The organism is Flavonifractor sp. An112 (assembly GCF_904377885.1).
Taxonomy (GTDB): domain Bacteria; phylum Bacillota; class Clostridia; order Oscillospirales; family Oscillospiraceae; genus Flavonifractor; species Flavonifractor avicola.
Map to the genome: position 1 here is coordinate 24,287 of NZ_CAJFGT010000017.1, position 11,990 is coordinate 36,276.

Consider the following 11,990-nt stretch of genomic DNA (forward strand, 5'->3'; position numbering starts at 1 on the left):
GAGTGGATCAATCATGAAAAACCGGATCATCACCATCAGCCGTGAATTTGGCAGCGGCGGCCGTACCATTGGCAAAAAGGTGGCCGAAGCTCTGGGCATTGCCTGCTATGACAGTGAGCTGATTGAGAAGATTGCGGCGGAGAGCGGTTTTCACAAAAATTATATCAAAGAGGCGGGGGAGTATGCCCCCGGCGGGATACTGGCCTCCGCCTTTGCCCACGGTACCGCGGGCCCCACCAACGAGGACTATATCTGGAAGATCCAGTGCAGGATCATCACCAAACTGGCGGAGAAGGAATCCTGCGTCATTGTGGGCCGGTGTGCCGACTATATCCTTCGGGACAAGGCCGACTGCCTGCGGGTATTTATCCGCGCGGATATGGCCTTCCGGGCCAAACGGATCGTGGAGGTGTACGGTGAGCGGGAGGCCTCTCCGGAGCAGCGGCTGAAAGAGAAGGATAAGCGCCGGGCGGCCTACCACCGGTTCTATACCGATATGAAGTGGGGCCACGCCCAGAACTATGACCTTACCCTCAACAGCGGAACCCTGGGCATCGACCACTGTGCGGAGCTGATCCGGCAGCTCTACTGAGTAATTGCAGCAAAAAAGACCGCCAACGGCGGTCTTTTTTGCTGTTTTTGGCTTAAAAGCCCATGGTGTCGGCCAGATCATCCTTCATCTGGTCCATCTTCCGGGTGGCCTTTTTGGCCATGCGGCGCATTTTGGGATTCTGCATCCCCTTGGCGGCTACCGCCATGCCCATAGCGGCCCCGGCCAGAATGCCAAGGCCCATGCCGCCTAAAAAGGTGTGATTAGTCATTTGCTCAGCTCCCTTCCTTGGATGTCCGTATTTATTATTGCCCGGAATGCTGAAAAATCCATTGCTAAAATATGCGATTCAAGTTATAATGAAGGGCGAAGAACAGAGTGGCTTGCAGGAGGGGACGGGGGAAGGACCTGTACCCTTTTTTGCTGTGCAAATGTGGGTTTCGGCCACAGAGCCGGCCCGCGGAACGGAAAGGAGTGATCCAGTGAAACTGTTGATTCGTCAGGGACGCCTGGTGGACCCTGTGGGGGGCATCGGCGGTGTCATGGATATCCTGATGGAAGACGGAAAGGTGACTGTCATCGGCAGCAACATCAATGAGCCGGGCGCTCAGATCATCGATGCGGCGGGACTGACCGTGTGCGCCGGACTGGTGGATATGCACGTCCACCTGCGGGAGCCCGGATTTGAGTACAAGGAGACCATCGAGACCGGCGCGGCAGCCGCCGCCCGGGGCGGCTTTACCTCCATCGCCTGTATGCCCAACACCAGGCCCACGGTGGACTGCCCCGAGCAGGTGGACTTTGTCCGCAGAAAGGCGGCGGAGGCCTGCGGGGTCCATGTCTGGCCCATCGGCTCGGTGTCCAAGGGACAGCGAGGCCAGGAACTCACCAATTTTGAGGCTCTGAAAGGTGCGGGAGTAGTGGCCCTGTCCGACGACGGTGTGCCCATCCAGAACGCCAATCTGATGCGGGATGGCCTCATCATGGCCCACCGGCAGGATCTCACCATCCTGTCCCACTGTGAGGATGCGGATATGGTGAAAAACTACGCCGTCAACGAGGGAAGGGTATCCCGCCAGCTGCGTCTGGACGGGCGGCCCGCCATCGCCGAGGAGCTGATGGTAGCCCGGGACGCCATGTTGGCCGAGGAGACCGGTGCCGCGGTCCACATCTGCCACATCTCCACCGCAAAATCGGTGGCCATTGTCCGGCGGTACAAGCGCAAGGGCGTACAGATCACCTGTGAGACCTGTCCCCAGTATTTCTCCCTCACCGAGGATGAGATTTTGGCCCAAGGCACCATGGCCCGGGTCAACCCGCCCCTGCGGACCTGGTCCGACGTGGAGGCCATTATCGAGGGCCTGAAGGACGGCACCATCGACGCCATCGCTACCGACCACGCCCCCCATTCCGCCGAGGAGAAGGCCCGGCCCCTCACTGAGGCCCCCAGCGGCATGGTGGGACTGGAGACCGCCCTGGGCGTCACCCTGACCTATCTGTACCACACCGGGGAGCTGCCCCTGTCCGATATTCTGCGGAAAATGACCATCAATCCTGCCTGCATCCTCCGTCTGCCCACCAAGGGCCGGCTGGCCATCGGCGCTGACGCCGACGTGGTTATCTTCGACCCGGATGAGGTGTGGACGGTGGACCCGGAGCAGTTTGCCTCCAAGGGCCGCAACACCCCCTTCGCCGGCAAGGAGCTGAAGGGAAAGATCAAGTACACCATCGTGGGCGGAAAGATCATTTATCAGGATGAGAAATAAGAGATTTTAAGAGATAAAGGAGAATGAACTATGTCCTTCGATCGTCTGCAGGAAGCCATCATTGCCAAGAAAAATCCCACCGTGGCGGGTCTGGACCCCAAGCCGGAGTATGTGCCCGCCCACATCCGCAAGGAGTGCTATGACAAGTACGGCGAGACCCTGGAGGGTGCCGCCGAGGCCATTTACCGCTTCAACTGCGGTCTGATGGACGCACTGAAGGACATCGTGCCCGCCGTCAAGCCCCAGTCCGCCTATTATGAGCGCCTGGGCTGGCGGGGTATGGAGGTGCTGGAGCGCACCATCCGCTATGCCAAGGAGCAGGGCCTGTATGTCATCGCCGACATCAAGCGCGGCGACATCGGCTCTACCGCCGAGGCCTATTCCGACGGCTGGCTGGGCAAGACCAAGGTAGGGGAGCAGATGCTCAGCGTCTTTGATGCCGACTGCGTCACCCTCAACGGCTACATGGGCGCCGACAGCGTCAATCCCTTCCTCAAGACCTGCAAGGAGATGGACAAGTGCGCCTTCATCCTGGCCAAGACCTCCAACCCCGGCTCCGGCGAGCTGCAGAACGTGTCCGCCGGTGAGGGCGACACCGTGTACGGCCTGATGGCCGACCTCATTGAGAAGTGGGGCGCGGGCACCGAGGGCAAGTATGGCTATACCATGGCCGGTGCGGTGGCAGGCGCCACCTATCCGGAAGAGCTGCAGAAGCTGCGCGCCCGGATGCCCCACACCTTCCTGCTGGTGCCCGGCTATGGCGCCCAGGGCGGCACTGCCGAGGATGTGCAGTATGCCTTCCAGAAGGATGGCCATGGCGCTATCGTCAACTCCTCCCGCGGCATCATCTGCGCCTGGCAGAAGACCGGCAAGGACGGCATGGACTACCAGGAGGCTGCCCGCAACGCCGCGATCGCCATGCGGGACGACATCGCCCGCTTTACTACCATCGCGTAATCGGAGCGGCCTATGTCAGAGCAAGAGAGAGAGAAACAAGGTGTCCGTGAGGACGAGGTCAGCAAATGGAAGATCGGCCAGCACCGGGAATGGAACTGGCAGGAGATCCTTCAGCAGCAGATTGCGGCGGGACTGGTGGCAGCGGAGCCCTTCCGCTGCCCCACCTGCGGCACCATGCGCCGCAACCGGATCTGCCCGGTGTGCGGCAGCATCATGGATCTGAAGACCATGACTGAGACCGTCCACGGGGACGAGTCTGCCAAATAAGTTGGAAATGAGGGATAGTATGCCCATTGAACAGATCTGTACCATCGTTGAGGCGGCCAAGCTGAACGAGTATGCCTATTCCTTCACCCTGGAGGTGGGGGATATGGTGAAAAAGGAGGGCCTGATGGCCGGTCAGTTCCTCCATATCGCCTGCGGGGAGGGTTTGCTTCTCCGCCGGCCCATCTCGGTTTGCATGGTCCAGGAGGACGAGCCCCAAGACACCGCCCGCGTGGTCTTTGAGGTGCGGGGTGAGGGTACCAAGTGGTTGGCTCAGCGCCAGGTGGGGGACAAGGTGAATGTGCTGGGCCCTCTGGGCAACGGCTTTACCGTTACCCCCAATGACCGGCTGCTGCTGGTGGGCGGCGGCATCGGTGTGCCCCCGCTGCTGGGTCAGGCCGCCTTTACCGCCAAGAACTCCACCGCTATACTGGGCTTCCGGTCTGCCGACCGGGCCATGCTGGTGGAGGATTACCGGGACTACTGCGAGGCGGTTTACCTCTGCAGTGACGACGGTTCCCTGGGCCGCCACGGCTTTGTGGACGCCCAGCTGAAGGATATCCTTGAAAAGGATAAAAACTTTACAGCTGTTCTGGCCTGCGGCCCCAAGCCCATGCTGAAGAATGTGGCCAAGGTAGCGGCCGAGTACGGCGTGCCCTGCCAGGTCTCCCTGGAGGAGCGGATGGCCTGCGGCGTGGGTGCCTGCCTGGGCTGCGCCGTCCAGATGGCCGACGGCACCATGAAGCACGTCTGCAAGGACGGCCCGGTATTCGACGCCAAGGAGGTGGACTGGAATGTCTAAGGTGGATCTGTCCGTTGATCTGGCGGGCGTCAAGATGAAAAATCCGGTGGTGGTGGCCTCCGGTACCTTCGGCTTCGGCCGGGAATACGGCCAGTTCTATAACCTGAATGAACTGGGCGGCATCTGCTGTAAGGGCCTTACCCTTCACAGAAGAGAAGGCAATCCGCCCCCCCGGATCGCCGAGACTCCCATGGGTATCCTCAACTCCGTGGGTCTGCAGAACCCCGGTGTGGACGCCTTTATCGAGCACGAGCTGCCCGAGCTGAAGAAGCACGATCTGGCTATCATCGCCAACATCTCGGGCAACACGCCTGAGGAGTATGGCATCATGTGCGAGAAGCTGTCGGCAGCGGGTGTGGATATGATCGAGGTCAACATCTCCTGCCCCAACGTGAAGGCGGGCGGTCTGGCCTACGGCACCAAGCCCGAGCTGGCTGCCGAGGTCACCAAGATGGCCAAGAGCCATTCCACCATCCCTGTGATGGTGAAGCTGTCTCCCAACGTCACCGACATCACCGAGATCGCCCGTGCGGTGGCTGATGCCGGCGCTGACGCTCTGTCCCTCATCAACACCCTGCGGGGTATGCGCATCGACCTGAACACCCGCCGCCCCATCCTGAAGATGAACACCGGCGGCCTGTCCGGCCCTGCCGTGCTGCCTGTGGCGGTGCGGATGGTATGGGAGGTGGCCTGCGCCGTGGATCTGCCCATCCTGGGCATGGGCGGCGTGGCCAAGGGGGAGGACGCGGCCCAGCTGATGCTGGCGGGCGCCTCCGCCGTGGCCGTAGGCACCGCCTGCTTTGCCGATCCCTACGCCCCCATCAAGGTGCGGGACGGCCTGGCGGCAATCGCCTCTGCCCAGGGCCTTGACAAGGTTTCTGACCTGACAGGCGGCGTGCGCCCCTGGTAATTGCTATATCCTGATCCGAAGAGGGTGCCTACTGTGACCAAGGTTTATATCATCCGCCATGCGGAGGCGGAGGGCAATCTGTACCGCCGGGTTCACGGCTGGTACAACAGCCTCATCACCGACAACGGCTACCGGCAGATCGCCGCACTGCGGGGCCGGTTTGCTGACGTACATATCGACGCGGTGTACTCCAGCGATCTGTTCCGCACTATGACCACCGCCACGGCCATCTACCCCAGCCATGGCCTGGAGCTCCACACCACCCCTGCCCTGCGGGAGATCGGTGTGGGGGAGTGGGAGGACAAGCCCTGGGGCGAGCTGGAGCGGTACGACGCCATGCGGCTGATCCGCTTTAACCACGCCTCACCTGAGTTCCAGGTGGAAGGGGGCGAGACCTTCGCCCAGGTTCAGGCCCGGATGAAGGGCGCGGTGCTGGATATCGCCGCCAGGCATCCCGGCCAGACGGTGGCTCTGTTCTCCCACGGCTCCGCCATCCGCTGTCTCCAGGGTGCCATCCGGGGCCTGGGTCCCGGTGAGATGGACAGCCTGGGTCACAGTGACAACACCGGTGTCACCTGTCTGGAGGTGGAGGGAGACCAGATCTCCATCGTCTATGAGAACGACAACTCCCACCTGCCGGAGGAGATCTCTACCCTGGCCAGACAGAAGTGGTGGAAGTCCCGGGAGGGGAGTATTGCAGATGCCAATATGTGGTTCCGTCCTCTGGACCTGGAGCGGGAAGAGGAACTCTATCTGGCGGCCCGGCACGACGCCTGGATCGATATCCACGGCAGCGAGGTCCCCTTTGACGGGGCGAGCTTCTGCAAGGATGCCCGTCACTGCTGGGAACAGGACAAGGAAAAAGCCTTGACAGTTGCCATGCAGCGAGATGAGGTGGCGGGCGTGCTCCAGCTGGATCTGGCCCGCTTTGCCGATGAGGGCATCGGCTACATCCCCTTTGTGTACATGAATCCCCAGCACCGGAAGCGGGGTCTGGGCGTTCAGCTGATCGGCCAGGCGGTGTCGGTATTCCGCCCCCTGGGCCGCACCCGCCTGCGGTTGCGCTGCGCTCCGGAGAATGCGGTGGCTCAGCGCTTCTATAAGAAGTACGGCTTTGAAAAGGTAGGGGAGGAGCACGGCAGCGTGACCCTGGATATTCTGGAAAAATACATTGGCTATGAGACCAAGGACTGACTGAGGAACGATATGAATGGATTTTTGCCCGTCTCTAAGGCGGATATGGAAGAGCGTGGTTGGGACGGGTACGACTTTCTCATCATCACCGGCGACGCCTATGTGGACCATCCTTCCTTTGGCTGCGCCATCATCTCCCGTGTGCTGGAGGCCGAGGGCTACCGTGTGGCCATCCTGGCCCAGCCGGACTGGCGCAAGGTAGAAGCCTTTACAGCACTGGGGCGGCCCCGGCTGGGGGTGATGCTGTCTGCCGGCAATCTGGACTCCATGGTGGCCCACTATACCGCCGCCCGGAAGCGTCGGCACGACGACGCCTATTCCCCGGGCAATCAGGCGGGACTGCGTCCCGACCGGGCCTCCATCGTGTATGCCAACAAGGTGCGGGAGGCCTTTGGAGACATCCCTCTGATCATTGGCGGGCTGGAAGCATCCCTCCGCCGCTTTGCCCACTACGACTACTGGGAGGACAAGGTGCGCCGCTCGGTGCTCTTTGACAGCCAGGCTGACCTGCTGGTGTACGGCATGGGTGAGACTGCCACCCGGGAGATTGCTGCCCGTTTGGCCTCCGGTACCCCGGTGGGGGAGATCACTGATGTAAAGGGAACTGCCTTTATTGCAAAAGATCCCTCCGCCTGCGCCTATCCCAAGGTGGAGTGCCCCTCCTATGAGCAGGTTTCTACCGATAAACGGCAGTATGCCGTGGCCAATATGATCCAGTATGAGGAGCACGATCCGGTGCGGGGGAAGGCTATTCTCCAGCGCCATGGGGACCGGCTGCTCATCGTCAATCCCCCCGCCATGCCTCTTACTACGGCGGAGCTGGACTTTGTGGCCGAGCTGCCCTACGTCCGGGAACCTCACCCCATGTACGACGACATGGGGGGCGTGCCGGCCATTGAGGAGGTGCGCTTCTCGGTGGCCCACAACCGGGGGTGCTTCGGCGCCTGTAATTTCTGCTCCCTGGCCTTCCATCAGGGGCGGATCATCACCTCCCGCAGCCACGAGAGTGTGCTGAGAGAGGTGGAGGGGCTGACCCATCACCCCGGCTTCAAGGGCTATATCCACGACGTGGGCGGCCCAACCGCCAACTTCCGGCGGCCTGCCTGCAAGAAGCAGATGAAGGCCGGGCTGTGCCGGGGAAAGGCCTGTCTGGCCCCAGAGGCCTGTCCCAACCTGGACGCCGACCACACCGACTACCTGATGCTGCTGCGGAAGATCCGGGCGGTGCCGGGGGTGAAAAAGGTGTTCATCCGCTCTGGCATCCGGTTTGACTATATGCTCAAGGACAAGAGCGGGGAATTCTTTGCCGAGCTGGTGAAGTACCATGTGTCCGGCCAGCTGAAGGTGGCCCCGGAGCACTGTGTCAACTCAGTGCTGGACTACATGGGCAAGCCCCATATCGAGGTATACGAGAGATTCAAGCGGAAGTACGAGTCCCTGAACCAGAAGTACGGCAAGGAGCAGTATCTGGTGCCCTACCTCATGTCCTCTCACCCCGGCTGTACGCTGAACGACGCGGTGGAGCTGGCCCAATGGCTCAACCGCACCGGCCGTCAGCCTGAGCAGGTTCAGGACTTTTATCCTACGCCTGGCACTCTGTCCACCTGTATGTACTATACCGGCATCGATCCCCGGACCATGAAGCCGGTGTATGTGCCCCGGGCCCCCCACGAGAAGGCTATGCAGCGGGCTTTGATGCAGTGGAAGCGGCCGGAGAAACGGGCCCTGGTACGGGAGGCCCTCCATCGGGCCCACCGGGAGGACCTCATCGGTTTCGGCAAAGACTGTCTGCTGCGGCCGGAGAAATACGGCAAGCCTCAGGAGAGCAAGCAGACCTCCAACCGGGGCAGAACCGGCAAGGGGCATAAACCGGCGGCCCAGAAGGGCGCCAAGCCCCAGGCCAAACCCACCCGCAAAGCCGGGTGGGCGGTAGCCAAGCCAAAAAAGAATGCCCGTCCCCGCAAGGGAAAGGGATAAAAGACAACCGGCAGAGCGCGCTCTGCCGGTTTCTTTTTGCCTGAAATACTATGCGGCAAGAGCATTGAAGCTTCCTTTCAGAATTGGTATACTAAACTTAAATACTCCCTCTGGGGAGAGAAGAGAGGATGTATGCCTGTGAAAAGACGCGTATTGTCCCTGCTGGCTGCGCTGGTGCTGATGCTGGGCCTGATCCCCGCCGCCTCCGCTGCACAGCCTGATCTGGTCATCACCATGCGGTACAATAGCCCCTGGTGCGTGATTGGTGATACTGTGACTCAAATCGACGAGACCAGCAGTGCCGTGGTGCTGATGGCCGAGAATGGCCGTACCATGTTGCCCATCCGTCGGATGATTGAGGCCTTCGGCGGAACCGTGGAGTGGGTACAGGAGACCAATGGTGTGCGCTGCTCCCTGAACGGCACCTCGGTGGAGCTGGAGCTGGACTCCACCACCGCCCTAGTCAATGGGGAAGAGGTGACCATGGATGTGCCTATGCGGGCAAAAAACAACCGCACCTTCGTGCCGGTGCGCTTTGTCAGCGAGAATCTGGGCCTGACCGTGGAATGGGAGGGCAAGAACCAGATTGTGGTGGTAGCCAACGGCGAGGTGGATAAGAACAATCTCACCAGCCTGCCCCAGGTCCAGAAGCTGGTGGAAAAGACCACCCCCAAGGAGGACCCGGTGACCCTTACCTCCAAGAGCTACACGCTGGCCTCCGGCACCGTCAATGCCAACGTGATCACCGTCAATATGAAGGACCCCCGGGTGAGCGTCAAGTCGGTACTCGCCGGCGGCAAGCTCAATTCGCCTCAGAGCTTCCAGTCCATTGCCGCCAGTTCCGGGGCAGTAGCGGTGATCAACGCCAACTTCTTTGAGAGCGAAAAGACCATCAAGGACCCCATCGGCCACCTGATGGTGAACGGCCAGTTTATGTATGCCAGCTCCGGCCTCTCCTCTCTGGGTATCACCGATACCAACGAGATGCGCTACGGCCGGCCTCCCGTCTTTGTCCGCATTGAGACGGTAGACGGCGGCGCCTACCGCTGGTGGGATGCCTATGAGGTCAATATGCTCAAGCAGTTCAGCGGTCAGGCGGTGCTTTACACCTCTGCCCGGGGTACCTCTTTCCAGGTCACCTATCCTGGTTCCGCCCTGACCGTGGTCAACAATGTGACCACCAGCTTCCAGATGGTATCCGCCGGTCAGACGGTAGCCATCCCCGCTAACGGCTATGTGCTCTACTCCAGCGACACCGTCACCAACTACGACTTCTTCAATCAGTTTGAGGCAGGCCGCACTGTGGCTCTGCGGCCCTACCTCCAGCGGGATGATGAAGAGGGCTTCGATCTGACCGGTGTGCAGACCATGGTGTCTGGTTCCCCCCGGTTGGTGAAGGACGGCGTAAAGTTCACCGGTCTGGACAACGGCTTTAAGGAGGCCCGCTTTACCACCGCCGTCACGCCCCGTACCGCTGTAGGTACCACCAAGGACGGCAAGCTGCTGCTGGTCAATGTAAAGGCTGCCTCCATTGAGCAGATGCGTGATCTGATGCTGGCTCTGGGCTGTGTGGATGCCATCAACCTGGATGGCGGCGGTTCCACCGCTATGTATTATAAGGGGCAGACCCTGGCCACCCCCGGACGTAACCTGACTTCTACGCTTCAGGTCTTTGTGTCCGAATAAATCGCCGGAAAGAACGAGCTTGCCGCCTCTGCGGCAAGCTCGTTTTCTTTATAGGGAAGGGGAGACGAAAAAAATTTGAGAAAATGAAAAAAAGGACTTGCAAGAATTGGGGAAGTCTGCTATTATATCAATAACAGTAATAGTTACTGTTTACATTAGAAAGAGTGGTGACTAATGAACGGAAAGCGATACTCACGTCAGCGAGAGCTGATCTATGAGGCCCTGATGCACACGGACCAGCATCCCACCGCTGAAATGGTGTATCAATGGCTCAAGCCCACCAATCCCAACCTGAGTTTGGGGACGGTATACCGGAATCTGAATCTGCTGGTGGACGAAGGTGCTGCTGTGCGGATGGCTTTCCCGGTTGAGCGGTACGATGCCAACGTAGAGCCCCATCCTCATTTCCGCTGTGAAGTGTGCGGCGGGGTCTTTGATCTGGATCTGCCCTATGATAAAGGGTTGGACGAGAAGGCCTTGCTGGCCAGCGGCCATGATATTCGGTCCCATGAGCTGATTTTTCATGGGGTCTGCGTTAACTGCAAACCAAAACATTGAGTTTTTTCAGGTAATATGGTAAGTTTATTTTGCACCAAAGTGCCAATACTGTGATTAGAAAGGATGTAATAACATGGAGTTCAAGCTGTATCGCTGCGCGCACTGCGGCAATGTAATTTTTAAGGTTGTGGATAAGGGTGTGCCCGTCATGTGCTGTGGCCAGAAGATGGAAGAGATCACCCCCAATACCACCGACGCGGCTCAGGAGAAGCACGTCCCTGTGGTGGAGAAGACCGCTCATGGCAGCGGGAACTCCGTGACCGTCAAGGTGGGTGGTGTGGAGCATCCCATGCTGCCGGAGCACTATATCTCCCTGATTGCTGTGGTGGACGGCGACACCGTGACCATGAAGTTCCCCAAGCCTGGCGACGCGCCCGAGCTGAAGACCTTCTGCCGGAGCGATAAGGTGGAGGCCTACGAGATCTGCAATCTCCACGGCTTCTGGAAGGGCGAAGGCTAACATATTCGCTTTATAAGAGACAACCTGATTTTAGAAAGGAAGGTATGATTATATGGAACTGAAGGGCAGCAAGACCGAAGCCAATCTGTGGAAGGCATTTGCGGGGGAGAGCATGGCCCGCAATAAGTATACCTACTTTGCCAGCAAGGCCAAGAAGGAGGGCTACGAGCAGATCGCAGCCATCTTTGAGGAGACCGCCGGCAATGAGAAGGAGCACGCCAAGCTGTGGTTCAAGGAGCTGGGCGGCATCGGTGACACCATGGCCAACCTGAAGTCCGCCGCCGCTGGTGAGCATGAAGAGTGGACTGAGATGTATAAGGAGATGGCCGAGACCGCTCGTGAGGAGGGCTTTGAGAAGCTGGCCTTCCTGTTCGAGGGCGTCCTCAAGATCGAGAAGGAGCACGAGGAGCGCTACCTGACCCTCCTGAAGAACCTGGAAGAGGGCGTTGTGTTCAAGCGGGGCGACGAGTATATGTGGAAGTGCCGTAACTGCGGCCACATTGTGGTAGGCACCTTTGCACCCGAAGTCTGCCCCACCTGCCTGTACTCGAAAAGCTATTTTGAGCTGAACTGCGAAAATTACTAAGCTTTGCCCGGCGTTATTTAAAATCTAAAATCCTTTTTGCTTTGCCGCACCGCCTTTCCTTTCGAAATACGGTGCGGTTTTTGATTGACTGATTGAAACCCTTGCCGCGCCCTGCGAAATGATGCCTCCGGCTTTCGGAAAAAACTTGAGCCGATGCACAAAACCTGCTATAATGTATATGTTATGTACAACCCTTTCCCTTCGCGGGAAAGGGTTGTGCGCTGAAAGCGCAAATTCTCTTTTGCAGCCAAACGGGCAAAGAAGATTCAGCCCATGATTG

The 11,990-nt window shown here is 59.6% G+C and carries 14 protein-coding genes; 12 read left to right on the forward strand and 2 right to left on the reverse strand.

From position 1 onward, the window contains the following. The first annotated feature begins 13 nt into the window (after window positions 1-13). Window positions 14-592, forward strand: a complete 579-nt coding sequence (locus IHN22_RS04040) for an AAA family ATPase (protein WP_191433627.1) — start codon at window positions 14-16, stop codon at window positions 590-592. 52 nt (window positions 593-644) lie between these two features. Here IHN22_RS04040 and IHN22_RS04045 read toward each other — a convergent pair whose 3' ends face one another. Continuing rightward, a complete protein-coding gene (locus tag IHN22_RS04045; RefSeq protein ID WP_164475006.1) occupies window positions 645-821 on the reverse strand; it encodes a hypothetical protein in 177 nt (58 codons plus the stop codon). Between the two features lie 211 nt (window positions 822-1,032). On the opposite strand from IHN22_RS04045, the gene IHN22_RS04050 reads away from it, so the two are divergent. The 11 genes from IHN22_RS04050 (at window position 1,033) to rbr (ending at window position 11,710) form a co-directional block, all read left to right on the forward strand. Next, window positions 1,033-2,316: a dihydroorotase gene (locus tag IHN22_RS04050; protein WP_191433628.1), complete on the forward strand. Its 1,284-nt coding sequence runs from the start codon at window positions 1,033-1,035 to the stop codon at window positions 2,314-2,316. Window positions 2,317-2,346: 30 nt separating this feature from the next. Then, on the forward strand, window positions 2,347-3,273 hold the full coding sequence (pyrF, locus tag IHN22_RS04055) for an orotidine-5'-phosphate decarboxylase (RefSeq protein ID WP_087187103.1): 927 nt from the start codon (window positions 2,347-2,349) through the stop codon (window positions 3,271-3,273). A gap of 12 nt (window positions 3,274-3,285) precedes the next feature. Beyond that, window positions 3,286-3,540 (forward strand): hypothetical protein, encoded by a 255-nt coding sequence (locus IHN22_RS04060; RefSeq protein WP_087271580.1) that lies wholly within the window; start codon window positions 3,286-3,288, stop codon window positions 3,538-3,540. A 19-nt stretch (window positions 3,541-3,559) separates the two neighbouring features. Further along, complete coding sequence (locus IHN22_RS04065; RefSeq protein ID WP_191433630.1) at window positions 3,560-4,339, forward strand: dihydroorotate dehydrogenase electron transfer subunit; 780 nt, start codon at window positions 3,560-3,562, stop codon at window positions 4,337-4,339. Continuing rightward, a complete protein-coding gene (locus tag IHN22_RS04070) occupies window positions 4,332-5,249 on the forward strand; it encodes a dihydroorotate dehydrogenase (protein WP_087271574.1) in 918 nt (305 codons plus the stop codon). The genes IHN22_RS04065 and IHN22_RS04070 overlap by 8 nt, the downstream gene beginning before the upstream one ends. Before the next feature lie 33 nt (window positions 5,250-5,282). Beyond that, the gene (locus tag IHN22_RS04075; protein WP_191433632.1) at window positions 5,283-6,443 is read left to right on the forward strand and encodes a bifunctional histidine phosphatase family protein/GNAT family N-acetyltransferase; all 1,161 of its coding nucleotides are present in this window, start codon (window positions 5,283-5,285) and stop codon (window positions 6,441-6,443) included. 12 nt (window positions 6,444-6,455) lie between these two features. Further along, entirely contained in the window at window positions 6,456-8,420 is a 1,965-nt protein-coding gene (locus IHN22_RS04080) for a YgiQ family radical SAM protein (RefSeq protein WP_191433634.1), read from the forward strand. A gap of 138 nt (window positions 8,421-8,558) precedes the next feature. After that, window positions 8,559-10,106, forward strand: coding sequence for a stalk domain-containing protein (locus IHN22_RS04085; RefSeq protein WP_191433636.1), 1,548 nt, complete (start codon window positions 8,559-8,561; stop codon window positions 10,104-10,106). Window positions 10,107-10,280: 174 nt separating this feature from the next. Next, on the forward strand, window positions 10,281-10,664 hold the full coding sequence (locus IHN22_RS04090) for a Fur family transcriptional regulator (RefSeq protein WP_087187096.1): 384 nt from the start codon (window positions 10,281-10,283) through the stop codon (window positions 10,662-10,664). A 73-nt stretch (window positions 10,665-10,737) separates the two neighbouring features. Next, window positions 10,738-11,124 carry a desulfoferrodoxin family protein gene (locus tag IHN22_RS04095; RefSeq protein ID WP_087187095.1) on the forward strand — a complete coding sequence of 129 codons (387 nt, stop codon included), beginning with the start codon at window positions 10,738-10,740 and terminating at the stop codon, window positions 11,122-11,124. A 52-nt stretch (window positions 11,125-11,176) separates the two neighbouring features. Then, window positions 11,177-11,710 carry a rubrerythrin gene (gene rbr, locus IHN22_RS04100; RefSeq protein ID WP_191433638.1) on the forward strand — a complete coding sequence of 178 codons (534 nt, stop codon included), beginning with the start codon at window positions 11,177-11,179 and terminating at the stop codon, window positions 11,708-11,710. A 24-nt stretch (window positions 11,711-11,734) separates the two neighbouring features. Here the strand turns inward: rbr and IHN22_RS12710 are convergent. Then, window positions 11,735-11,990, reverse strand: a 256-nt coding sequence (locus IHN22_RS12710; protein WP_207733068.1) for a hypothetical protein, incomplete at its 5' end; no start/stop codon positions are given.

Coding starts and splice junctions, on each gene's coding strand:
- IHN22_RS04040 (WP_191433627.1), top strand. CDS start 14: ATGAAAAACCGGATCATCACCATCAGCCGTGAATTTGGCAGCGGCGGC.
- IHN22_RS04045 (WP_164475006.1), bottom strand. CDS start 821: ATGACTAATCACACCTTTTTAGGCGGCATGGGCCTTGGCATTCTGGCC.
- pyrF (WP_087187103.1), top strand. CDS start 2,347: ATGTCCTTCGATCGTCTGCAGGAAGCCATCATTGCCAAGAAAAATCCC.
- IHN22_RS04060 (WP_087271580.1), top strand. CDS start 3,286: ATGTCAGAGCAAGAGAGAGAGAAACAAGGTGTCCGTGAGGACGAGGTC.
- IHN22_RS04065 (WP_191433630.1), top strand. CDS start 3,560: ATGCCCATTGAACAGATCTGTACCATCGTTGAGGCGGCCAAGCTGAAC.
- IHN22_RS04070 (WP_087271574.1), top strand. CDS start 4,332: ATGTCTAAGGTGGATCTGTCCGTTGATCTGGCGGGCGTCAAGATGAAA.
- IHN22_RS04080 (WP_191433634.1), top strand. CDS start 6,456: ATGAATGGATTTTTGCCCGTCTCTAAGGCGGATATGGAAGAGCGTGGT.
- IHN22_RS04090 (WP_087187096.1), top strand. CDS start 10,281: ATGAACGGAAAGCGATACTCACGTCAGCGAGAGCTGATCTATGAGGCC.
- IHN22_RS04095 (WP_087187095.1), top strand. CDS start 10,738: ATGGAGTTCAAGCTGTATCGCTGCGCGCACTGCGGCAATGTAATTTTT.
- rbr (WP_191433638.1), top strand. CDS start 11,177: ATGGAACTGAAGGGCAGCAAGACCGAAGCCAATCTGTGGAAGGCATTT.